Annotated in this window: 24 protein-coding genes; 6 read left to right on the top strand and 18 right to left on the bottom strand. The window is 62.7% G+C overall.

The features are described from left to right. Genes NKJ88_RS14500 through NKJ88_RS14475 form a run of 6 tightly spaced genes read right to left on the bottom strand, consistent with a single transcriptional unit; the run spans position 1 to position 3,338 of the window. Positions 1-318, bottom strand: coding sequence for a hypothetical protein (locus tag NKJ88_RS14500; RefSeq protein WP_023668549.1), 318 nt, complete (start codon positions 316-318; stop codon positions 1-3). After that, entirely contained in the window at positions 315-1,004 is a 690-nt protein-coding gene (locus NKJ88_RS14495) for a hypothetical protein (RefSeq protein WP_023704841.1), read from the bottom strand. Before NKJ88_RS14495 ends, NKJ88_RS14500 begins: the two co-directional genes overlap by 4 nt. Positions 1,005-1,046: 42 nt before the next feature. After that, entirely contained in the window at positions 1,047-2,441 is a 1,395-nt protein-coding gene (locus tag NKJ88_RS14490; RefSeq protein ID WP_352444449.1) for an APC family permease, read from the bottom strand. A 14-nt stretch (positions 2,442-2,455) separates the two neighbouring features. Next, a complete protein-coding gene (locus NKJ88_RS14485; protein ID WP_023668546.1) occupies positions 2,456-2,617 on the bottom strand; it encodes a hypothetical protein in 162 nt (53 codons plus the stop codon). A gap of 27 nt (positions 2,618-2,644) precedes the next feature. After that, positions 2,645-3,022: a hypothetical protein gene (locus NKJ88_RS14480; RefSeq protein ID WP_023668545.1), complete on the bottom strand. Its 378-nt coding sequence runs from the start codon at positions 3,020-3,022 to the stop codon at positions 2,645-2,647. Positions 3,023-3,050: 28 nt separating this feature from the next. Continuing rightward, positions 3,051-3,338 carry a hypothetical protein gene (locus NKJ88_RS14475; RefSeq protein WP_023684429.1) on the bottom strand — a complete coding sequence of 96 codons (288 nt, stop codon included), beginning with the start codon at positions 3,336-3,338 and terminating at the stop codon, positions 3,051-3,053. A gap of 286 nt (positions 3,339-3,624) precedes the next feature. On the opposite strand from NKJ88_RS14475, the gene NKJ88_RS14470 reads away from it, so the two are divergent. From NKJ88_RS14470 to NKJ88_RS14455, 4 genes are read left to right on the top strand one after another with little or no spacing between them, the layout of a single operon-like run. Further along, the gene (locus NKJ88_RS14470) at positions 3,625-4,758 is read left to right on the top strand and encodes an aminomethyl transferase family protein (protein WP_023668543.1); all 1,134 of its coding nucleotides are present in this window, start codon (positions 3,625-3,627) and stop codon (positions 4,756-4,758) included. Between the two features lie 42 nt (positions 4,759-4,800). Continuing rightward, positions 4,801-5,397 (top strand): dimethylamine monooxygenase subunit DmmA family protein, encoded by a 597-nt coding sequence (locus NKJ88_RS14465; protein WP_023668542.1) that lies wholly within the window; start codon positions 4,801-4,803, stop codon positions 5,395-5,397. Further along, the gene (locus tag NKJ88_RS14460; RefSeq protein WP_023687064.1) at positions 5,394-6,359 is read left to right on the top strand and encodes a PDR/VanB family oxidoreductase; all 966 of its coding nucleotides are present in this window, start codon (positions 5,394-5,396) and stop codon (positions 6,357-6,359) included. The genes NKJ88_RS14465 and NKJ88_RS14460 overlap by 4 nt, the downstream gene beginning before the upstream one ends. A gap of 9 nt (positions 6,360-6,368) precedes the next feature. Then, positions 6,369-7,409 carry a heme-dependent oxidative N-demethylase family protein gene (locus NKJ88_RS14455; RefSeq protein WP_023687065.1) on the top strand — a complete coding sequence of 347 codons (1,041 nt, stop codon included), beginning with the start codon at positions 6,369-6,371 and terminating at the stop codon, positions 7,407-7,409. Between the two features lie 122 nt (positions 7,410-7,531). Here the strand turns inward: NKJ88_RS14455 and NKJ88_RS14450 are convergent, their stop codons facing one another. Then, positions 7,532-8,248 carry a helix-turn-helix domain-containing protein gene (locus tag NKJ88_RS14450; RefSeq protein ID WP_023823491.1) on the bottom strand — a complete coding sequence of 239 codons (717 nt, stop codon included), beginning with the start codon at positions 8,246-8,248 and terminating at the stop codon, positions 7,532-7,534. Positions 8,249-8,557: 309 nt separating this feature from the next. On the opposite strand from NKJ88_RS14450, the gene NKJ88_RS14445 reads away from it, so the two are divergent. Beyond that, positions 8,558-9,916, top strand: a complete 1,359-nt coding sequence (locus tag NKJ88_RS14445) for a trimethylamine monooxygenase (protein ID WP_023668538.1) — start codon at positions 8,558-8,560, stop codon at positions 9,914-9,916. A gap of 41 nt (positions 9,917-9,957) precedes the next feature. Here NKJ88_RS14445 and NKJ88_RS14440 read toward each other — a convergent pair whose 3' ends face one another. The 11 genes from NKJ88_RS14440 to NKJ88_RS14390 form a co-directional block, all read right to left on the bottom strand. After that, positions 9,958-10,752: a hypothetical protein gene (locus NKJ88_RS14440; RefSeq protein ID WP_352444445.1), complete on the bottom strand. Its 795-nt coding sequence runs from the start codon at positions 10,750-10,752 to the stop codon at positions 9,958-9,960. A 155-nt stretch (positions 10,753-10,907) separates the two neighbouring features. Next, positions 10,908-11,045, bottom strand: a complete 138-nt coding sequence (locus NKJ88_RS14435; RefSeq protein ID WP_352444443.1) for a hypothetical protein — start codon at positions 11,043-11,045, stop codon at positions 10,908-10,910. Between the two features lie 4 nt (positions 11,046-11,049). Then, complete coding sequence (locus NKJ88_RS14430) at positions 11,050-11,850, bottom strand: hypothetical protein (RefSeq protein WP_352444441.1); 801 nt, start codon at positions 11,848-11,850, stop codon at positions 11,050-11,052. Between the two features lie 7 nt (positions 11,851-11,857). Beyond that, on the bottom strand, positions 11,858-13,837 hold the full coding sequence (locus NKJ88_RS14425; RefSeq protein WP_352444440.1) for an ABC transporter permease: 1,980 nt from the start codon (positions 13,835-13,837) through the stop codon (positions 11,858-11,860). After that, positions 13,834-14,913, bottom strand: a complete 1,080-nt coding sequence (locus tag NKJ88_RS14420; protein WP_023668534.1) for a quaternary amine ABC transporter ATP-binding protein — start codon at positions 14,911-14,913, stop codon at positions 13,834-13,836. Before NKJ88_RS14420 ends, NKJ88_RS14425 begins: the two co-directional genes overlap by 4 nt. Positions 14,914-14,983: 70 nt before the next feature. Further along, on the bottom strand, positions 14,984-15,958 hold the full coding sequence (locus NKJ88_RS14415) for an ABC transporter substrate-binding protein (protein WP_023732157.1): 975 nt from the start codon (positions 15,956-15,958) through the stop codon (positions 14,984-14,986). Between the two features lie 425 nt (positions 15,959-16,383). Next, entirely contained in the window at positions 16,384-17,202 is an 819-nt protein-coding gene (locus NKJ88_RS14410) for an SDR family oxidoreductase (RefSeq protein ID WP_352444438.1), read from the bottom strand. Further along, the gene (locus NKJ88_RS14405) at positions 17,180-17,944 is read right to left on the bottom strand and encodes an SDR family oxidoreductase (RefSeq protein WP_352444436.1); all 765 of its coding nucleotides are present in this window, start codon (positions 17,942-17,944) and stop codon (positions 17,180-17,182) included. Before NKJ88_RS14405 ends, NKJ88_RS14410 begins: the two co-directional genes overlap by 23 nt. 106 nt (positions 17,945-18,050) lie before the next feature. Beyond that, entirely contained in the window at positions 18,051-19,559 is a 1,509-nt protein-coding gene (locus NKJ88_RS14400; protein ID WP_352444434.1) for a sugar ABC transporter ATP-binding protein, read from the bottom strand. 29 nt (positions 19,560-19,588) lie between these two features. Next, positions 19,589-20,527 carry a sugar ABC transporter substrate-binding protein gene (locus NKJ88_RS14395; protein ID WP_352444432.1) on the bottom strand — a complete coding sequence of 313 codons (939 nt, stop codon included), beginning with the start codon at positions 20,525-20,527 and terminating at the stop codon, positions 19,589-19,591. Positions 20,528-20,656: 129 nt separating this feature from the next. Continuing rightward, complete coding sequence (locus NKJ88_RS14390; protein ID WP_050587411.1) at positions 20,657-21,640, bottom strand: ABC transporter permease; 984 nt, start codon at positions 21,638-21,640, stop codon at positions 20,657-20,659. A gap of 287 nt (positions 21,641-21,927) precedes the next feature. On the opposite strand from NKJ88_RS14390, the gene NKJ88_RS14385 reads away from it, so the two are divergent. Next, positions 21,928-22,890, top strand: coding sequence for a sugar-binding transcriptional regulator (locus NKJ88_RS14385; protein ID WP_352444430.1), 963 nt, complete (start codon positions 21,928-21,930; stop codon positions 22,888-22,890). The last annotated feature ends 13 nt before the right edge of the window (positions 22,891-22,903 follow it).

Raw genomic sequence — 22,903 nt, 5'->3', positions numbered from 1 at the left:
TTACGTATCCGGCTCGATGCGGCCTTGTGAACTATCGCCGCCGTCGCGGGCGCTGTGAATCCATGTGGCGGTGCGGATGCGGGCTATTCTGTAGGCATCGAGGATCGACAGCGCATAGATCAGGAAGCCGCCGGCGTGGCGGCCGACGAAGCTGGCGTCGGCCGGCGCGATCTTGGCCGTCACCCAGGCGAGGATCACCATGAAGAACAGGAACTGCAGGCCGCGCACGGGCACGCCCAGAATGACGTGGCCGCTGGCCGGTAAGACGATTGCGGCGCCGAGCACCAGATACGGGTTTGTCGGTGCGGGTGCGCTCATGCGACCTGCCTTTCCTGTCGGTTGATGGCATCGCGCAGCACTGAGGCCGAGGTCAGCAGTCTCTCGACCAGCGTTGGATCCAGCCTTGCGCCGCCGAATGCGGCCTGCCGGAACACGCCGTAGCGCGCCCGCTCGGCCTCGGCCAGCAGCCAGACGATGCGCACGCCGTTCGGGGTGATCAAGAGTTCCTTGGCGCGGCCTTCGGCAAAGATGTCGAGATGGCTGGCGATCAGGTTCTGCGGAAAGCGCGCCGCCCTGAGGTCGGTTCGCAGCACGGCTTCAGCCGGAAATCCCGGAGCCTTCGGCAGCGTATGCTGAAGATGATCGAAATTGGAGAAGGTCGTCGGCGAGCCCGGCCGCATCATCATGTCGAAGGTCGCCGGCACCGCAACCGGCTCTGTGATCGTGACACTCAACCATCGCGCCGGCAGCTTTCGCGTTGCCAGCGTGTCGACGATGGTGCGCAGCTGCACGCGCTGTCCGTTCCATGTGCCGGCCCAGGTGACAACGCCGGCTGTGCCATCGGAGACATCAACGGCATCTGTGATGACGGTCCGGATGCTGGCTGCCTCGGCTGCAAGATCAGCCTTGGCCTTTTTGCGGCTGGCGCGCGTATGCCAGGCGAGGTGCAGGACGAGAGCCACGGCGACCGCCCCGGCCAGCAATGCTGTCGTCACGTCAGACACCTCGTCACGCCATGCCCGCCCAGACCGGCAGGCCCTCTCCTGTCAATAGCCCTGCGGCTTCGGCCACGGCATGGTGAACTGGTCGCCGCGGCGCACATAGCGGTAACGGTAGAAGTGGAACCACAGCGAGATCAGGAAGTAGAAGGCGACCATGGCGATCAGCTGCGTGCCGTAGCCGAGGAAGATCGCAAAGAAGGTCACCACGCAGAGGCAAAACAGCACGATCGCCGGGATCGGGTGGAACGGGTGCGTATAGCCGCGGCGGATCGTGCCCAGCGGCCACTTTTTGCGGAACATCATGATGTTTATGCTCATGAAGGTGTATTGCAGCACGCCCGACAGGATTGAGAAGGTGATCGCCTGGTTGAGGTCGGCGATGAAGGCGAAGGCGAGCGCGATCGGCAACAGGAACAGGATCGAGCGATAGGGCGTGCGGTATTTCGGGTGCACGGCCGAGAACCATGTCGGCAGATAGCGGTCGCGTCCAAGCGAGAACCACGCGCGGGCCGCATCGTTGATACAGCCATTGGCCGACGCCAGTGCCGCGAGCAGCGTGGCGACGAACAACAGGTTTTCCAGCAGCGGGCTGCCGGTCAGCTTGCCGGCGTCCCACAAGGGATAATAGGTGATACCGAGGTACTCCCAGGGCATCAGCGAGGCGCAGATATACCAGGTCATGGCGGCGGCGATCAAAAGCGTGATCATGCCGGCCATGGTGCCGTAAGGCAGCGAACGCGCCGGCGAGCGCACTTCCTCGGCGGCCTGCGTGGTGCCTTCGATGCCGAGATAGTACCAGATGCCGAACTGGAAGGCCGCGATGACGCCGATCCAGCCATAGGGCAGCGCATTGCCGGGGGTGACCAGTTCGTTGAGCTTCAGCACAGCACCCTGCGTCCAGGGGCTGACCGAGAAGAACAGGATAACGATCGAGACATAGGCTATCGCCGTGATGACGAAGTTGACGTTGAGCGTCATCAGCACGCCGCGATAGTTCAGCCATGCCAGCACGACGATGGTGGCGGCAATGAAGGAGTTGTGGGTGAGCCCTTCGACGCCGGCCTTGGCGACGATGGTGTCGCCGAGCAGGATGGCGTCCGAAACCTCCAGCATGGTGTAGGCAAAGACCAGGAACAGCGCGACGTTGAAGGCCATCAGCGGCCCGACAATGTGCTTGGCCTGCGCGTATTGGCCGCCGGCGGCGGCAACCGTCGATGTCACCTCGGAGTCGATCATGGCGACCGAAGTGTACAAGAGCCCGACCACCCAGCAGACGATCAGCGCCGCCAGTGCGCCGCCCTTGTCGGCCGAGAAATTCCAGCCGGTGAATTCGCCGACCAGCACGATGCCGACGCCAAGCGCCCAGACATGGGCCGGGCCGAGCACGCGTAGCAGTGAAACCCTGTCGCCGTGTATTGCCGGTTCAAGCGTGATCGTCATTGTTCAATCCCCACTCAGATCCGGTGTTTTTCGGAAGCGGCTTCAAGCTCGCCTTCGCGCGAGGAAGTCAGCACCTCCTCGGAATAGGTCGTGTCGATCTTGAACCAGTCGTAGAGCATCCACAGCGCAAGCACGACCGAGATGCCCCACGATGCGTAAGAGAGTGCGACCCACATGAGCGTGCTTCCCCAAAATCTCTGGCGTTACTTGTCGTCGAACTTTTCGTTGATGACGTCGCGATATTCGCGGTCGGAGGCGCGGAACAGGAAGACGAAATAGCCGATCAGCACCGCCGCCATGATGATCAGCGTCGGCCAGTCGATGATGTAGTGGAAGCGGTTCTGGATGATGTCGTGCGCGGTCTCCGGCGTATAGCCGAGCTTTTCCCAGATCGAGGCCATGGTCGGGTTCTGTCCCAACGCTTCCCAGGTTTTGGCATCGAGCGCGTCGATGGATTTCGCCGCACCCGCCAGGCCGAGTTTCAATGGCAGCCACAGCGCCACGAAAATGGCGACCACGACGACCACGATATCGAAAATCTGCCCGGCCTTGCCTTGTTCCGGCGGCGTGTAGCGCGACATGACTTCTACCCCTCAGGACGTTCTGTTTTCAGGACTTGCGGCTGCGGGCCGCGTCGGCGTTCTTGATGTCGAGACCGTAGATGAAGTCCTTGTCTTCCTTGTAGTGATTGACCATCGCCAGGATGGCGGCCGTGTTGAAGATCAGCACGGCGGCCGCCGCGATCGCGACGACGATCTTGATCCCGGTGTCCGGGATGTAGGGCCATGTCATGACGAGCACGAAGAGGATCGTCGCCCAAAGGCAGATGATCAGGAGCGCGGATCCGCGCAGGTCGGAACGGTACAGCGCTTCGATGCGCTGCTGCAGGTCTGACATCGGTTTTCCCCTTTTTCCAGCGCCCGACCCCGAATTGGCCGCCTGCTGCCCTCTTTCAACAGAGTGAAATTTTTTTCATAAATTCGGGCCGAATCCAGCAATTGTCAAGCCGATTTTACGTTGGGTTAACCGTTTGTCCCCAGCCGCGAATTTTGCCTGACAATGAAATTATTTGCTTGCGGGTATTGCGGCATCAGGACGTTTGCGATCAATATTCGACCAAATGCTCCCGCCTCCGCGCAGGGAGCCGGGAACACAATAGAATTTTCGAACGGAGGATTTGCGGATGACGGCATCCTGGAGATTTTCGACCCTGGCGGATCGCCATCGCGCGTTAGGCTCGAAGCTCGAAGACTGGAGCGGCATGGGCACCGCCTGGACCTACGACAAGGACGCCGACGAGGAATACACCGCCATCCGCACCAGGGCCGGGCTGATGGATGTGTCGGGCCTGAAGAAGGTTCACATCACCGGGCCGCACGCCTCACACCTCATAGACCTGGCAACGACGCGCGACGTGGAGAAGATCTATCCCGGCAAGTCGGCCTATGCCTGCATGCTGAACGAGGCCGGAAAATTCACCGACGACTGCATCCTCTACCGCACCGGGCCGAACGCCTGGATGGTGGTGCACGGCTCCGGCACCGGCCATGAGGAATTGCAGCGCGCTTCCGTCGGCCGCGACGTATCGCTGCGCTTCGACGACAATCTGCACGACCTGTCGCTGCAGGGACCGACCGCGGTCGACTATCTCTCAAAGCATGTGCCGGGCATTCGCGACCTCAACTATTTCCATCATATGCAGACGCAGCTGTTCGGCTTTCCCGTCATGATCTCGCGCACCGGCTATACCGGCGAGCGCGGCTACGAGATATTCTGCCGCGGCCAGGACGCCGGCACGATCTGGGACAGGATCCTCGACGAGGGCAAGAGCGCCGGCATCATTCCGTGCCGCTTCACCACGCTCGATATGCTGCGCGTCGAAAGTTATTTGCTGTTTTATCCCTATGACAACTCGCAGAAATATCCGTTCGAGAACGAAGGCCCCGGCGACACGCTGTGGGAGCTCGGCCTCGACTTCACCGTCAGCCCCGGCAAGACCGGCTTTCGCGGCGCCGAAGAGCATTACCGCCTCAAGGGCAAGGAGCGCTTCAAGATCTACGGCGTGCTGCTCGACGGCAAGCAACCCGCGGATGAGGGCGCGCCGGTCTATCGCGACGGCAAAAAGGTGGGCGTGGTCACCTGCGCCATGTATTCGCCGCTGGTCGAGAAATCGATGGGCATCGCCCGCCTCGACGTCGACTGCGCGGTCAAGGACACCAAGCTCGAGATCCGCAACAAGAGCGGTTCGATCAGGGCGACGGCGCAGCCTCTGCCCTTCGACGATCCCAAAAAGACCAAGCGCACGGCGAAAGGCTGAGGCACAATCGACAGCGAGGGGTTTCGAGGTACGAAGTAGAGAATGGCAGCCAAAACGATCATCAGCCGGCCCATTTACGGAACCCTGTCCCCGCAGCCCGGCAAGCATCATCTTTTCGTGGCGGATGCGGAAGGCGCGCTGGCGATCGTCGATATGGCAAGGACGGCGCCCCCCGGCTTCTTCGACGGCGCCGAAATCGTCTTCATTCCCGGGGCCGACGGCAAGCACGTTGCCGCTCTTGAGGCACTGAAGTCCGCGCAATTTCATGTCGCGCCAACCTTCGCCAGCCTGCTGCCCCGGCTGAAGCAGACGCTTGCCAACGCGCATATGGGCCTGCGCCTCTATCTCGCCGGCACCGAAGGGCTGATCGGCCAGGCCATGCAGGTGGCGCTCGAAGCCGGCATCGATCATACCTCCATGCAGACCGAGCATCGCGGCTCATTGGCGCGGCGCATGCAGTGCGTGCATTGCAAAGGCATCACCGAAAATGTGACGACGCAGCCGGCCACCTGCGCGCATTGCGGCCTGCTGCTTCTGGTGCGCGATCATTATTCGCGACGGCTGGCAGCATTCCAGGGCGTCTGCATAAATGCCGAGGATCGCTCGGAGATCCCTCCCATAGAGGAGGTCTTCCCATGAGCACCGGCACCACCAAGCTCGATGTCGTCGTCAGCGACGTCGTCCCGGTCAACGAACTGGTGACGCGCTTCCATTTCCGCCGCCGTGACGGTGAGCTTTTGCCGACCTTTTCCGGCGGCGCCCATGTCGTGGTCGAGATGCGCGATGGCGACCGCACAAGGCTCAATCCCTATTCGCTGATGGGATCGCCGCTCGACACCCGCGAATACACCATCTCGGTGCGCCGCGACGATGTCGGCCGCGGCGGCTCGTTGTTCATGCACCGGAGCGTCAAGCCTGGCCTGGAGATGGTGGTCAGCTACCCCGTCAATCTGTTCTCGCTCGACCTCAGGGCAAAGAAGCATCTGATGCTTGCCGGCGGCATCGGGATCACGCCGTTCATGGCGCAGACCGCGCAGCTCGCCGGGTCCGGCGGCAATTTCGAGCTGCACTACACCTGCCGCACCGCCTCGCTCGGCACCTATGCCGATGTGCTGCAGGAGCGCTATGGCCGTCGCGTCCGGCTCTATCACGACGACCGCGACGAGCGCATCGAACTCGACCGTCTCTTGTCCTCGCAGCCGCTCGGCACCCATCTCTATGTCTGCGGCCCGGCCGGCATGATCAACTGGGTGCGCGAGCGCGCTGCGGCTCTCGGCTGGCCGGCGGAGACCGTGCACTACGAGCATTTCGCGGCACCCCAGCCCGGCCTGCCGTTCGACGTCACACTTGCCGTTAGCGGCAAGACCATCCGCGTCGGCGAGCAGCAGAGCCTGCTCGAAGCGATCGAGGCCGCCGGCGTCGATCCGCCCTATCTCTGCCGCGGCGGTGTCTGCGGCCAGTGCGAGACCAACGTCGTCTCGTATGACGGCAAGTTCATCCACAACGACCACTGGCTCAGCGAGGAAGACCATCGTTCCGGCTGCAAGATCATGCCGTGCGTGTCGCGCTTCGAAGGCAAGTCGCTGGTCCTGGAAAGATAGGAGGCCAGCTTGGGCATCACCTTTCGCAAGGAAACGTTTCGCGACGATTTCACCTTCAGGAACAGCCCGGAACACATCAGGCGGTTTCCGTTCCCGTTCCACGAAGACGCCTACATGTATGCGGTCAACATCGAGCCGCATGTGGTTGGCCCCAAGGGCAGCGTTCTGGAAAACCTGATCGACGTCGACGAGCACTATGTCGCCGAGATGCAGGACCGTGCACTGGTGCTGGCCGACGATCCGCTGCGCTGCCAGTCGCTGCCGCATATGACGCTGGCCGGCTGGGACCTGCTCGAACTTTTGATGGAGCAACAGGCACTTGGCTATCCCGAGCATTTCACCCTGACCCGCGACGGCGACCGCTGGCGCTGGATCAACCGGCCGCTCGGCATCGACGACACCTTCACCTTCGGCGACACCTCGACACTGCCTTACGGGCCGATGGAGTACATCACCCGCCAGAGCCAGGGTGATTTCTGCATTCTCGATCAGCGCGACGGCAATCTTTGGATGGACGCCGGCATGGTCACCACTCAGGCCGACTGGTCGCTCGATTTCGACATCGGCATGAATTTCTTCGAATGGCACGCGCCGGTGCCGCTGGCGCATGAGAAGGGGATTTTCGTCAGGGCGCTGAAGTTCCTCACCAACATCCAGCAGGGCAAGCCGGCGCGGCGTCTCAACTGGACGATGACCATCAACCCGCGCCTCGACACCAGTCCGGAGAATTACCACAAATGGGGCCCGGACCGCGCGACGGTGACGCCCGAAAATGTCGGCGACAAGGTGCATCTGCGCGTCGAACTGCAAAGCTTCTGGCGCCTGCCGCGCTCGAACGGCATCGTCTTCCCGATCCGCTGCTATCTGATCAAGATGGACGAACTGGTGACACAGCCGAAATGGGCAAGGCGACTGCACCGGGTGATCCGGGATTTGCCGGAAGAGCTGGCCACCTACAAGGGCCTGACGCGGTATCGGCCGACATTGGTGGAATGGCTGTCGAAGCTGGATGATGGCAGTGCGACGTCACCGGGGTTCGGGCCGGACTAAAGGCCCCCTCATCCGGCCGCTGCGCGGCCACCTTCTCCCCGAGCGGAGAAGAGATCGCCAGCGCTGACGCCAGACTCCTCTCCCCTCGGGGCAATCCGGGTGAGCGGGCTGCGGCGGTCCGACTACCCCGCGCTCTGCGGATAGCAAATAATCGACAGATACCGCATCGGAAGTTTCGTCAGTTGCTCCGGCCCGTGCGGCGCGTCGGCGTCGAAGAACAGGCTGTCGCCCGGCTTCATCGGATAGAGGTTGCTGCCGTGCCGGTACACCACCTCGCCCTCCAGCATATAGAGGAATTCCATGCCCTCATGCTGGAAGGTCGGGAACACATCCGAATCCTCGGTCAGCGTAATCAGATAGGGCTCGACGACGACGCCGCTGGTGTTGGAGCCGATATGGCCGAGCAGATTGTATTGATGGCCGGCGCGGGTGCCGCGGCGTTCGACATCTAGCCCTTCGCCGGCCTTGACGAAGACGGCGCTGCGCTCTTCCTCGAATCGGCGGAAGAAGGCGGTGACGGGAACGCCGAGCGCCCTCGACAGCGCCTGCAGTGTGGTCAGCGACGGCGAGGTGATGCCGTTCTCGATCTTCGACAGCATGCCCAGCGAAATATCGGTGGCGACGGCGAGATCGGCGACGGTGATGCCGAGCTTCTTGCGGAAGGCGCGCACCTCGCGCCCGATCGCCACCTCCAGCACTTTTTCGCGCTTGTCGCGAATGGCGTGCGGATTCTGCGTCAGCGGCGCGCGGATGGCCTTCCCATCAGCGGAGGTCTTCGGCAGCGGCTTTGCTTTTGCCGAAGCGGGACCAGCCTTGGAGTCGGAACTTGTCTTCGCCATCTCGCCCCCGAATCCCTGTGATTTATTTCACTCCAGGTGAACATATTCGGTGCCGATACAGAAACGCAACCGCGACAGCAAGCCCTTAAGTCGAATGGTGTCCGCTCAGGATTTGCGCTGTCATCAGTTTCTGCTGGAAATCTGGTGGGGCGAAATGCGGTTTCGCCATAAGCCCAGTTGACAGCATCGAAGAGGCAATTACTGTCACTGTGAGTGAAATTTGTTTCGTAAGAGCAATCCTAAGAAAAGCGTGAAGCGGTTTTCCCATAGGAACTGCGTCAAAGTCGAAATCATCCCGGGAGGCCTGCCATGAAAACGCGCGTTGCCGTCATTGGAGCGGGGCCATCCGGTCTGGCCCAGCTCAGGGCCTTCAAGTCGGCTGCCGACAAGGGCGCCGAGATCCCCGAAATCGTCTGCTTCGAAAAGCAGTCGGACTGGGGCGGCCTGTGGAACTACACCTGGCGCACCGGCCTCGACGAGCATGGCGACCCCGTCCACGGCTCGATGTACCGCTACCTCTGGTCGAACGGACCGAAGGAGTGCCTGGAATTCGCCGACTACACATTCGAGGAGCACTTCGGCCGTCCCATCGGCTCCTACCCGCCACGCGCGGTGCTGTGGGATTACATCAAGGGCCGGGTCGAGAAATCAGGCCTGCGCAAATGGGTGCGCTTCAACAGTCCGGTGCGCATGGTGACCTTCTCGGACGAGACGAGAAAATTCACCGTCACCGCGCATGACCGCACGAACGACGTCACCTACTCCGAGGAGTTCGACAATGTCGTCGTTGCCTCAGGGCATTTCTCGGTTCCCAATGTTCCTTATTTCGAAGGCTTTTCGACGTTCAACGGCCGTATCCTGCACAGCCATGATTTCCGCGATGCTATGGAGTTCAAGGGCAAGGACATACTGATCATCGGCCGCTCCTATTCTGCCGAGGACATCGGCTCGCAGTGCTACAAATACGGCGCCAGATCGATCACTTCCAGCTACCGCTCCAAACCGATGGGGTTCAAATGGCCGGAGAACTGGAAGGAAGTACCGCTGCTGCAGAAGGTCGTCGGCAAGACGGCGCACTTCAAGGATGGCACCACCAAGGACGTCGACGCCATCATCCTGTGCACCGGCTACCTGCATTCCTTCCCGTTCCTCACGGAAGAGCTGAAACTGAAGACCGCCAATCGCATGTGGCCGGACGGGCTCTATGAGGGCGTCGTGTGGGAGAAGAACCCGAAACTGTCCTATATCGGCATGCAGGACCAGTTCTACACTTTCAACATGTTCGACGCCCAGGCCTGGTTCGCCCGCGACGTCATCATGGGCCGTATCAAGCTGCCGTCGGTACAGGCGATGGCCGAGCACGGCGCCAAGTGGCGGGCACGCGAAGAGACGCTGGAAGACGCCGAGCAGATGATCTGGTTCCAGGGCGACTACACCAAGGAATTGATGGACCAGACCGACTATCCCGGCTTCGACGTCGAGGCGGTCAACCAGACCTTCATGGAGTGGGAGCACCACAAGGCGGAAGACATTATGAGCTTTCGCGACCACGCCTACCGCTCGCTGATGACCGGCACCATGGCGCCATTGCACCATACGCCCTGGCTGCAGGCGCTGGACGACTCGATGGAAAGCTATCTCCAGGTGAAGGGCGTGGCGGCGGAATAGGTCGGCGTGATGCAAAACAATGCGCCGGCACCGGCCCAGTTTCAATTCAGAGGGTAGTCGGGAGCCGCATCGGTCTCCGTCACCTTGACCCACACCAATTCGCTATAATAGGCACCCTCCGGGCCGGTGCCGTACATGGACAGTCTGTCAGCCATCAGCAGATGTGTCATGTCGTTGAGTGCCCGGCCGGTCGGCTCCTCGGGCCAGGCGAAGACGCCGTCGGTTTTGGCGCCGAACCTCACATCGGTGCAGCCGAAATCGATCTCGACCTTCCAGGATAGCAACGGCCTGATATCGCTGGGCGGCGGGCGCGGCGGATCGGGCTGCTCGAAGTGATGGTCGACCGAGACTCTCGTCGGCACTGCCGGCGTGATGCCTTTGGCTTTGAAGGAGGCGATGGCGTCGTCGCCAAATCTTGCGAGCAGGCCAGCGTGCCATAACCGGTAGGTCGCGCGGAAAAAGCCGCTGACCCGGATAGATTTGCCGTCGTTGTTGAAGACGTTCACAGCGGCGTAGAAACGGCGCAGTCGTGGCGCCAGCGCCGGCCAGTCGCATTCGGCCGGTGTCCCCGGCGTCGAGATGAAATCGTCAAGCAGATCGCTGCCGCGCACATTGGCGTTCAGCACCGTGCAATCCTCACCACGGATATGCCAGTGCCGCCGGAGCTCGGCTGCTGCGATGCCAGGCTTGCGCAGCTCTTCCACCGAGGCGCGAACCCGAGCAATCGCGTAGGACGTAGCCGCGTCCAACGTCTCAAACCCCGAAACCACATGCTCGCCGGTCTTGGCCATGTCGAAGACGACGACAGTAAAAGGCGGTTCGCGCTGATCGGGCATTCGGCAGCAAGCTCAGGCTGGTCGAGGATGAAGCAGCTTTCCGCGCGAAAATGCGTCAAAGTCAAGAGCTGGAGCGCGGCCTGGCATTTCCAGAAGAGGCGAACTCCAGAAGAGGCGAAACCGTTCTATCCGAGCCGTGCTTGAGCTTTCGCGGCTCAGGGGTCGACGACCGACCGCGATGATGTCGATGGCAGGTTGTTGCCAGCCCGCGACAATGCCGCGACTTTGGACAGTGCGATGGACACTTCCGGGTCGAGATCGCGTGTGCCGACCGCGGTGCAGGTGACGATCATCCTTTCAATCCAGCGGATAGTCGGGAGGCGCCTCCGTCTCGGTCACCTTGGCGGTTAGTATCTCGCAGTCGTTGGCCCAGTCGGGGCCATCGCCGCGCATGGCCATCATGTCGGCCATCAGCAGGAACTGCATGGTTCTGAGCGCCCAGTCGGTGGGCTCTTGCGGCCAGGCGAAGATTCCGGCGGCGTCGCCGCCGAACTTCACGTCATGGCAGACAAAACCGACCTCGACCTTCCAGGATCGCAGCGTCACGCCTGGCGGCGGGTAGGGCGGGTCGGGAAGCTCGAAGTAATTGGCGACCATGAGCTTCGTCGGCTCCGCCGGCTCGATCCCCTTGGCTTTGAAGGCGGCAATGGCGTCGTCGCCAAAGCGCTCGAAGAGGCCGTCTCGCGTCAGCCTGTAGGTCGAGCGAAAGAAGCCGCCCGCCCAGACGGATTCGTTGTTGCCGTTGGAGATCAGCAGCGAGGCGCGGAAGCGGCGCAGCCTTGGCGCGAGAACTTGCCAGTTGCATTCGGCCGGCATCGACGGCGTCGCAATGAAATCGTCGAGTAGATCGCTGCCGCGCACTCCGGCGTTCAGCACCGAACAGTCTTCGCCATAGAGGTGCCAGAGCTGGCGAAGCTCAGCAGTGGCGATGCCGGGCTTGCGCAACTCCTCCACCGAGGCGCGAACCCGCGCAATGGCGTAGGACGTCGCCGCCTCCAGCGTCTCAAACCCCGAAACTACGTGCTCCCCGTCCGGCTCGCCGGTCTTGGCCATGTCGAAGACGAGTACGGCAAAAGGCGGTTCGCCGGGATTGGACATTCAACAATTATCCTAGTCTTGCCCGCGCCTTCGCCGTCCAGGCATTGAACAGCCGGTCTGCGACGATGCCGATGAAAGCGATGGCGAGACCCGCGACAATGCCGCGTCCGGAATCGGCCTTGGACAGCGCGATGAAGACTTCCTGGCCGAGGTCGCGTGTGCCGACCATGGCGCAGATGATGATCATCGCCAGCGCCATCAGGATCGTCTGGTTGACGCCCAGCATGATTTCGGGAAGCGCCAGTGGCAATTGTACCCGAAAGAAGGTCTGGCGCGGCGTGCAACCGGAAACCTTCGCCGCCTCGATCAGCGCCGGTGGCACTTGCCGGATGCCGTGATTGGTGTAGCGGATCGCCGGCACCACGGCGAAGGCGACCGTGGCGATCATGGCGGTGACGTCGCCGACCCGGAACAGCATCACCACAGGAATGATGAAGCAGAAGGACGGCAGCACCTGCAGCGTGTCGATGATGGGCGTGACGATCTTTTCGAAGCGGTCGCTGCGCGCGGCCATCAGGCCAATCGGGATGCCGATCAGGCAAGCGATGAAGGCCGAGATGCCGCAGAGATAAACCGTCGCCATGGTCTTTTCCCAAAGGCCGGTGACGGCGCAGAAGGCGGTCAGCGCGGCGACGAGGGCGGCGAGACGCAGGCCTGAGAGCTGGTAGCCGGCGAGGCCGAGCAGGGCCACTGCGCCGAGCCACGGAAAGCCTTCGCAGAAGGCGCGCAGCGGGTTCAGTACATTGAGGATGAGCGCCACGCGAAACGCTTCGATCACGTCGAAGAAGTTGATCGTCACCCAGTTGACCGCCGCCTTCCACAGTGGCGCGGTGGTGAAGGTGATCGCCTTCGGCACCGCTGCGAATGCCGGTACGAACAGGCCGAGCAGCGTCGTCACGACCAGGATGGCGATGGCCAGCGACAGATTGGGATAGCGCCGCCAAAAGCTCTGGTTCGCCTGCCGTTGAACGTGGCCCTTCGCCTGTTTGTGGGCGATGGCTTGGCTCAACCGGTCGAGCCCGATGGCGAGTGCCACAATGGCGAGCCCGGCTTCCATCGCTTCGCCGACCTTCAGCGCACGCAGCGCCAGCAGCACATCATAGCCGAGGCCGCCGGCGCCGATCATCGAGGCGATGATCACCATGTTCAGCGCCAGCATGATCACCTGGTTGACGCCGATCATCAGTGTCGGCCGCGCCGACGGCAGCTGCACGCGCCACAATTTCTGCCGCGCCGTGCAGCCGGCCATCTCTGAGAAATCGTCGATCTCGGAGGGCACCCGCGACAGACCCAGCATCGTTGCCCGCACCATGGGCGGCGTGGCGAAGATGGCGGTGGCGATCATCGCCGAGACCGGGCTGTTGCCGAACAGGAGCAGCATCGGGATGAGATAGGCGAAGGTCGGGATGGTCTGCATCAAATCGAGGGCAGGGGAGATGATCAGCCGCTCGGCCCATGGCTTGCGCCACGCCCAGATGCCGGCGAACAGGCCGGTGACGATGCAGAACGGCACCGCGATGGAAATCAGTGCCAGTGTCAGCATGGCGCTGGTCCACTGGCCGAACAGCGCGGTGTAGAGGAAGCAGCCGCCGACCAGCATGCCGAGTTTTCTACCGCCCACGGCGTGCCCGGCGATGAAGGCGGCTACGCAGACGCCGATCCAGGACAGGCGCGGCAGGACATAGGCATCGGCACCGTGACCAATCTTGAAATTCTTGGCCAGCAGGTCGAGCGCGAAATCGAGGGGAACGCCGAGCACCGCGGTGATCGAGCGGGTCAGCCAGGACAAGTTCGACTTGATCCAGCGCATCAGCGCACTGACCCAGTCGGCGACGGGAACGACCGCATCGGCCGGATAGTCGACCGCCCATGGCAGCCTCTCCTGCAGCAGGAATACCACCAGCACGGCGGCCAGCGCCAGCGCCCAGATCAGCAGCCAGCGCTGAACCGGTGGCCTCGTTTGGCTGGCGCTTGCAGTCACCGTCATGCGCCGGCTCTTTGCTTGTCGATGCCGGCCAGCAGTCCGATCACGGCTTGCGGCGTCACCTCGCCGATCGACTTGCCGCTGCCGTTGACCACCGCGAACGGTTTTCCCGAAGCGACGATGCTGGCCGAGAAGCTGGCGATCCTGGCGTCGGGCGAAACCGTGCCGCCATGCTCGGAGCCATCCAGGGCACGCATCAGGCTGCGCGCCGAAATCACCTTGGCGCGGTCGACATCCCGGGTGAATTCGGCGACATAGTCGGTCGCCGGATTGACCACCAGTTGCTCCGGTGTGCCGATCTGGATGACCTCGCCGTCCTTCATGATGGCGATGCGGTCGGCCAGCCTGATCGCCTCGTCGAAATCATGGGTGATGAAAACGATGGTCTTGTGCAGCATGGTCTGCAGCCGCATCAGCTCGTCCTGCATCTCGCGGCGGATCAATGGGTCAAGCGCCGAGAACGGCTCGTCGAGGAACCAGATCTCCGGCTTGGTCGCGAGGCTGCGGGCAATGCCGACGCGCTGCTGCTGGCCGCCGGAGAGTTCGCGCGGATAGAAATGCTCGCGGCCGCGTAAGCCCACGAGATCGATCACCTCCCGCGCTCTCGCTTCGCGCGTCGGCCGGTCTTGGCCCTGGATACTCAGCGGGAAGGCAATGTTCTCCAGCACGTTCAGATGCGGCAGCAGCGCGAAATTCTGGAACACCATGCCCATGCGATGGCGCCGCAGTTCGATCAGCGCCGAATCGGAAATCTTGAGCAGATCGTTGCCTTCGAATTCGACCTTGCCGTGGGTCGGCTCGACCAGCCGCGACATGCAGCGCACCAGCGTCGACTTGCCGGAGCCGGACAGCCCCATAATGATGAAAATCTCGCCCTGGCGGATTTCGAGATCGACGGCGCGCACCGCGCCGACCAGTCCGGCCGCGGCGATGTCGGCCATGCTGGCCTTGCCGTCACGCTCGCGGATGAAGCTGGCCGCGTTCGATCCGAACAGTTTCCAGACATTACGGCAGGCAAGCTTTATCGGCCGCACATCCTCCGGCGTGCCAGTTGCCTGCGGTTCAGTCGCTTCCGTCATCCAATGGTCCTTCTGGAAAATGGAGATAAGACCCGGCCGCTAGGGCCGGGTCTGGCTTCCAGTCAGGCGATCACTGCGCCCAGGCTTTCCAGTCTGCTTCGTGGGCGGCGATCCAGGCGGCGGCGACATCTTCGGGCGTCTTGCCGCCGAGGTCGATCTCGCCGCTCATCTTGTTGAGCTCATCGGTGTCGATCGTGTACGCCTTGGCCACCTTGTAGGCGACCGGCCATTTGTCCTTCATGCCGGACCAGGAGTATTTCCAGATTTCGCCATGCGGTTTGCCGCAATCATATTTGGCATCCGGGTTGGTGCCCCATTTCGGGTCGGTGTAGCACTCGGGCGTATACTCCGGGAATTCGACCCACTCGCCCTTGTACTTGGCCGGCGCCCAATGCGGCGAATAGATCCACAGCATGATCGGCGCCTTGCGCTGATAGGCCGAGTCCAACTCGGCGAACATCGCCGCGTCGGTGCCGGCATGGATGACGGTGAAGGGCAGCTTCAGCGCCTCGACGCGCTCGTCGTCAAAGCCTTCCCAGGTTACCGGGCCGCCGAGATAGCGGCCCTTCGGCGCCGTCTCCGCTGTCGAGAACGCCTCGGCGCATTTCGGGTCCTTCAGCGCTTCCCAATTGGGCAGGCCGGGGCATTTCTCCTTCATATATTCGGGAAACCACCATTCCTCCTTGGCCTTCGGCCCGAGCTTGCCGAGCCGCTCGGTCTGGCCGGTGGCGTCTGAAGCCTTCATCGCCTCGCCGGCCGTCGTGTCCCAGAACTCCAGGCCGACATCGAGGTCGCCATTGGTGAGACCGGTGGTCAGGCTGGAGAGGTAGTCGGCGGTCGGATATTCGACGGTATAGCCGAGCTTTTCGAGGATACCGCCAAGGATCTTGGCGTTGAGGTTGACGCTGGTCCAGTCGAACAGCGCGATCTTGATCGGGTCGTTGGATTCAGGTGCTGCTGCGTGGACCGGTGATGTAAGCGCACTTGCGGTGGCAAGCGCCAAGGCTCCCATTGATAGGTTCGAAATCACACTGCGAAATGACATGCTTGTTCTCCTGTCAAACCATGTGGAAATTTCTTGATCGTTCCCTTCTTGCGTCTTTTCTTGATTGTGTTGGAAAGGCGGGTCGTTACGCAAGCTCGTTCGCACCAAGCCAGTGCCGCAGCCGCAACTTGCGCAGGCGAAATGGTTGCTCGACTTGGTGTTTATGTGATGCCGGGCGGGCCCGCGTCATGGCATCGGATGGATTGCTGCGTGAGCAATCGTCAACAGATCGATCGCCGCTCCAGCGGCGCTCTCAGACGTGCGAGCCATCAAGGTCCCATGGTCTCGGCGGGCGAGCCCCATCCCCGCCAAGGCCGTTTCATGAGATGAAATTATATATACCAACGTTCATGCGGCGCAACGGCTGATGCCCTGTGCACTGCGGAATTTCAGACTGGTCGATTGCCAACCGCCAGAGCTGACGTTCACGACATGATCAGGCCGCCATCGACATTGATGGTTTGGCCGGTGATGTAGGTGGCGTCGTCGCTGGCGAGAAAGCTGACCAGGCCGGACACGTCCTCGCCGCTGCCGGCGCGGCCCATCGGGATGTTCTTCACCCATTCGGCCATCAGCTCGCCGGGCTTGTAGTCACCCATCAGCTTGCCCCACGCTGCGTCATTATAGGCCCACATGTCGGTGTCGATGATGCCGGGGCAGATGGCGTTGACGGTGATCTTTTCCTTGGCCACTTCCTTGGCCAGGCTCTGGGTAATGCCGACGACGCCGAACTTCGACGCCGCATAGTGCGGCGTGTAGATGAAACCCTGCCGCGCCTGGCCCGATGCCGTGTTGATCAGCCGGCCGCCGTCGCCATGCTTGCGAATGCGCGCGATCGCTTCCTGGCAGCACAGAAACACGCCCTTGGTGTTGACGGCCATCACCTTGTCCCACTCGGCCTCGGTCATCGCCTCGATCCGGGCGATGGTGATGACGCCGGCATTCTGCACCGAAATGTCGACACGGCCGAATTCCTTCTCGGCGAGGTCGTAAAGCGCGGTGACCTCATCCTTCCTGGTAACGTCCATGCGCATCGACGCGACCTTGGCGCCCGCGGCTTTCAGGCCGGCGGCGACGTCCTCGACGCGGGTATCGATGGCGCTGACCACGACCGCGGCACCTTCTTCGGCAAAGCGCTTCGCCATCGCCGCGCCGATGCCGCCGCTCGCGCCGGTGATGACCGCAGTCTTGCCTTCAAAACGCTTCTGCACTTTTCTTCTCCTACCAGCAGACAAAGCCGCCATCGACGATCAGGTCGATGCCGGTGACGTAACTCGCGGCGCGGCTGGCCAGGAACACGGTCGGGCCGGCCATCTCTTCCGGCGTCGCCATGCGCCCCATGGGCGTGTCGCGTTCGAAGATCTTGATCTGTTCGGCGACCTCCGGCCGCTTGTTCATCGGCGTCAGCGTGTAGCCTGGGCTCACCACATTGACGCGCAGGCCGCGATCGGCCCATTCCATTGCGAGGCTTTTCGACATGTGGATGACCGCCGCCTTCGACGAATTGTAATGCGCCTGGGTCAGGCCGCGATTGACGATCGAGCCCGACATCGAGGCGATGTTGATGATCGAGCCCTTGCGCCGCGTCAGCATGGCGCGCGCCTCGGCCTGGCAGGACAGGAACACGCCGCTGACATTCACGTCGTAGATATTCTGCCATTTTTCCAGCGGCAGCGTCTCGGCCGGCTCGGCCCCGGCGATGCCGGCATTGTTGACGGCGATGGTCAACGCGCCGAGTTCGTTCTCGGTGCGCTCGATCGCTGACGCGAGATCGGCCTCCGACGTCACCGTTCCGGTCAGCACCAGCGCCTTGCGGCCAAGTGCCGAAATCTTGTGCGCCGTCTCGTCCAGCCCGCCCTTGGAGGTGTGGCCGAAACAGGCTATGTCGGCGCCGGCTTCGGCGAGCCCGATGGCAATGGCCTGGCCAATGCCGCTGCCGGCGCCTGTTACCAGCGCTACGTCGCCGCTGAGATCGAATAGTTTCATGTTGTTCCCCCTCCTGAAATGAAGGGGCGCCAGTCTTTGCTGGCGCCCCGCGCGGTCCGGTCCTTGGGAGGATACCACCTGCTGCGCTTTGTTCCGACTCCTGTCCTCAGCTCGTGGCGAGTTCCATCACCGCGACATTGCTCGCCTCGCTGCGGTCGAGAATGCCGCGCTGGCGGCCGCGGCTCAGCACCAGCACCCGGTGCGACAGCCCCAGCACCTCCTCGAGGTCGGAGCTGACCACCACCACCGCCATGCCGGAGCGGGCGAGGTCGGCGATCACGTCGTAGATAGCCGCACGCGCGCCGACATCGATGCCGCGCGTCGGTTCATCGAGGATGAACACTTTTGGCGGTCGCGACACCCATTTGGCAATGATCACCTTCTGCTGGTTGCCGCCGGAAAGCTTGCTGACCGCCTGGCCAGGTTTGCCCTTGACCCCGAGCCTTGCGATGCCGGCTTCGGCGAATTTCTGCACCGTTTTCGGAAACACCCAGCCCTTCGGCGCGACATGGTCGAAATTGCCGAACGCCAGATTCTCGCCGATGGTCTGGTCGAGCACCACGCCTTGCGCCTTACGGTCTTCCGGCACCAGCACGACGCCGGCCTTGATCGCTGCCGCCGGCCCGCTGAGATGCACCGATTTGCCGGCAACGCGCACCGAGCCCGACGAGATCGGATCGGCGCCGGCGATCGCCCGCACCAGTTCCGTGCGGCCGGCGCCGATCAACCCGGCAATGCCGAGGATCTCGCCTGCTTTGACCGAGAAGGAAACGTTGTTGAAGCTCTTCTCCGGCGAGGACAGGTTGTCGACCTCGAGCAGCGTCTCCTCGCGCGGCGGCGTCAAGTGTGGGAACATCCGCTCGACCGAGCGGCCGACCATCTGCTCCACCACTGTGCGCACGGGAATATCGGCGCGTTCGTGGCGGGCGACGATGCGTCCGTCGCGCATCACAACCACGCGGTCGGCAATCTGCGCGATCTCGTCGAGACGATGGCTGATATAGATGAAGGACATGCCTTCCGCCTTGAGCTTGCGGATCTGCTGGAACAAAAGCTCCGTTTCCTCGCCGCCAAGCGCTGCGGTCGGTTCGTCGAAGATCAGCAATTCGGCATTCAGCGTCAGCGCCTTGGCGATCTCGACCTGCTGCTGGGCGGCGATGCGCAGCGTGCCCACCTTGCGCTCGGGCGAGACGTCGAGACCAAGCCGCTTCAACTGCGCCGAGGCCTTGGCGTTCATCTCCGCGCGGTCGATGCGGCCGCCGCGCATCGGCAGGCGCCCGACATAGACATTTTCCGCCACCGACAGATCCGGCAGCAGCTTCAGTTCCTGATGGATCATGCCCACACCGGCATCGATTGCCGCGGCAGGCGAGGCGGGGGAATAAGGTTTCCCCCGCCAGATGATAGTGCCGGAATCGGCCTTTGTCGAACCGGCGATGATGTTGGACACCGTCGACTTGCCGGCGCCGTTTTCGCCGAGCAGCGCCACGACCTCGCCCGGCCGCACCTCGAAGCTCGCATCGGCCAGAACCTGGACCGGTCCGTAGCTCTTGCAGAGGCCGTTGACGAAGAGCCCGCTATGGGGGCTTTCGCTGTGGCGAGGCTCAGGGGACATCGTGGCGCTCTCTTAAGCGGTGCCGGCTGTTACGGATGTTTGGCGATGAACTGCTCGACATTGTCCTTGGTGGTCAGCGTCGCATCCTGCAGCTGTTCGGCCGGAACGCTCTCGCCCGCAACCAGCTTGATCGCCGCATCGACGGCGAGACGGCCCATGCCTTGCGTCTGCTGCGTCGCGGTGACGTCGAACACGCCGTCCTTCAGCGCCTTGAGTGCGGCCACGTCGCCATCGAAGCCGGCAACCCAGACCTTGTGGCCGGGATTGGCGACCTTGACCGCCTGTGCCGCACCCAGCGCCAGCGCATCGGCCTGGCCGATGACGATGGAGACATCGGGATGCGACTGCAAAAGGTCCTGCGTCAGCTTGAAACCTTCGTCCTGGTGCCAGCCTTCGCTCCACAATTCGCCGACCACCTTGATATCGGGATAGGCCTTGAGCGCTTCGCCGCAACCCTTGGAACGGTCGACTTCCGGCGTCGTGCCCTTCTGGCCGTGGATGATGATCAGTTCGCCTTTGCCGCCGGCCTGCTTGGCGATGTAGTCGCACACCGCCTGCGCCGAGGCGACACTGTTGGTGGCGATGAAGGTGTCGCCGGGCGCGCCGTCGGCGTTGCGGTCGACATTGATCACCGGAATGCCGGCGGCCTTGGCGGTCTTGGTCGGCACGGTGGCGGCTGTGGCGCCGGCCGGAATGTAGATCAGCGCGTCGATGTTCTGCGTGATCAGATCCTGCACCTGGCTGACCTGGGTCGCTGAATCGCCCTTGGCGTCGACGGTGACGATCTCGATGCCCTTCTCCTTGCCGTAGGCTTCGACCGACTGCTTGATCTGGTTGAAGAAGTCGGCCTGCAGATTGGCCACGGCGAGGCCGAGTTTCTTGGCCTCCTTGGCCGAGGCCATGTCGGTCAGCCCGAGCAGGGGAATGATTGCGGCAGCGGCGAGCAGCAGTGAACGTTTGGTCAGCATGTTTTTCCTCCGTTGATAGTCAAACTGTCCCGCCAGCGCATCGCGCCCCTTGGAACATCCCAGTTTCGGATCGACCGATCCGTCTATCGCCCGGACGCTCCGGGCGAATTCTCAATTGTGCCCCGTTCTCTATCGCGCCCTGCGCCGCCAGGTATCGCTGGCGACCGCCAGCGCGATCACCACGCCGATCACCACCTGCTGGATGAAGGGCGAGACGCCGAGCAGATTGAGCCCGTTGCGCAGCACGCCGATGATGAGCACGCCGACCGCGGTGCCGCCGATCGAGCCGATGCCGCCCGACAGGCTGGCGCCGCCGATCACCACCGCCGCGATGGTGTCGAGCTCATAGCCCAGGCCGGAACTCGGCTGCACCGAATCCAGCCGCGCGGCGAGCACGATGCCGGCAAGACCCGCAAGCACGGCGCAGATGGCATAGACCCAGTTGGTCAGCGACTTCACCGGAATGCCGGAGAGCCGCGCCACCTCGGCGCTGCCGCCGATGGCGTAAAGGCTGCGGCCGGTGGCGCGGTAGTTGAGGAAGATGGCGAAGACGATCGCCAGCACCATCATCACCCCGACTGTGACCGACAGGAAGCCGAAATGGCGGATGATCGACAGGCTGGTGAACCAGTCGGGAAAGCCGACGATCTGCGAACCGTCGGTGATCATGTTGGCAAGACCGCGCGCCACCGACATCATCGCCAGCGTCGCAATGAACGGCGGCAGCCGGGTGACGGTCACCAGCAGGCCGGACACCAGTCCGCAAAGGCCGGCGACGACCAGTGCTGCGACGACGCCGGCCGCAAGGCCGAGATTGAGATAGTCGGGGTGGGAGACAAAGCCCATCACCATGGCGGCCAGCGCCAGCACCGAGCCGACCGAGAGATCGATGCCGCCGATCAGGATCACCAGCGTCATCCCGATTGCCATGATGCCGAGCACCGTGATCTGGTCAAGTACGTTGAGGATGTTGCGCACGGTGAGGAACGTGTCGGTGGTCAGCGTCAGCGCCAGGCAAAGCAGCAGCAGCCCGATCAGCGGCCCCATGGTTCCGGCAAACAGCGCCGAAAGCTTCGCGGCCGTCGCACCTTGAGTGCCGGGCGCGGCTTTCAACTCGCCAGCCTTCGACTCGCTTGCATCATTACTCACGGCCACTTCGTCTCCTCCGTCAGCGAAACGACGATGGCCTGCCGTCCGCTCTTGTTCACCAGGCACCTCCCTGTGAACAATTTATCTTTGATATGAAATTTTGTTCAGCTAAACTGTTCATTAGAAAATTGTCAAGAGCCGTTGCGCCATTCGGCGAAGGTTTGCGCCACCGGGCGGTTTGTCCTAGGGAAGGCCAGGGGGCGGCGCTTTGCGGAAAAGATTTCCGAAATCTGCCGCGGGAGAGCACGAGCATGGCGACCGTCGAAAATGAGAAGGCCTCGCGCTTCCCCGATGCCGAGCTGAAGGCCCGCGCCGCCTGGCATTACTATGTCGAAGGGCTGACGCAGGAGCGCATCTCCGAGATTCTTGGCGTCGGCCGCATCAAGGTGCACCGGATCCTGTCGGCTGCCCGCGAGGAAGGCATTGTCCAGTTCCGCATTCGCGACAGTGTCGTCGAATGCGTGCAGCTCGAGGAGAGCCTGAAGCAGCGTTTCGGGCTCAGCCAGGCGGTCGTGGTGCCATCAGCCGCTGATCGCAGCAACGCGCCGCTGATGATCGGCCACGCGGCTGCCGCCTATCTCGCCGACAACGTCAATGCCGGCGACGTCATTGCGCTGGGCTGGGGCCGGACGCTGAAATTCGCCATCAACGAATTGCCGAGGCGGCCGATTGCCAGGACGACGGTCGTCTCGATGCTCGGCGGCCTCACCCACGCGCAGCCGCTCAACCCGACCGAAAGCGCCTGGGAGTTCGCCGAAAAGATCGGCGCTGAATGTTTCCTGCTGCCGGTGCCGGTCTATGCCGACAAGCCGGAACAGCGCGATGCCTTCATGAGCCAGCGCAGCGTTCAGGATGTCGTCTTCCGCGCGCGCCGCGCCAACATCGCCGTGCTCAGCGTCGGCTCGTTTTCCAAGGACAGCCCGATCGCCAATTACGGCTTCATCAAACCGAGCGAACTCGAGGAATTGCAGGCGGCCGGCGCGGTCGGCGACCTCTTGTGCCATTTCATCGACGCCGAGGGCCACTCTGTCGACCATGAGGTCAACCGCCGCGTCTGCGCCTATCCGCTGCAGGATCTGTCCGATATTCCGAGCATCATCCTGGTGTCAGGCGGTCAGGAGAAGGTCGCCGTCATGCGCGCCGCGCTCGCCAACACCAGGGTTTCGGTGCTCATTACCGATGAGGATGCGGCCAAAGGCCTGCTCAACCGTTGAGCGCTGTCGGCCT

The organism is Mesorhizobium sp. M0016 (genome assembly GCF_040324035.1).
Classification (GTDB): domain Bacteria; phylum Pseudomonadota; class Alphaproteobacteria; order Rhizobiales; family Rhizobiaceae; genus Mesorhizobium.
Note: the sequence above shows the minus strand (reverse complement) of the source record. Positions and strands in the feature narration are given on the sequence as shown.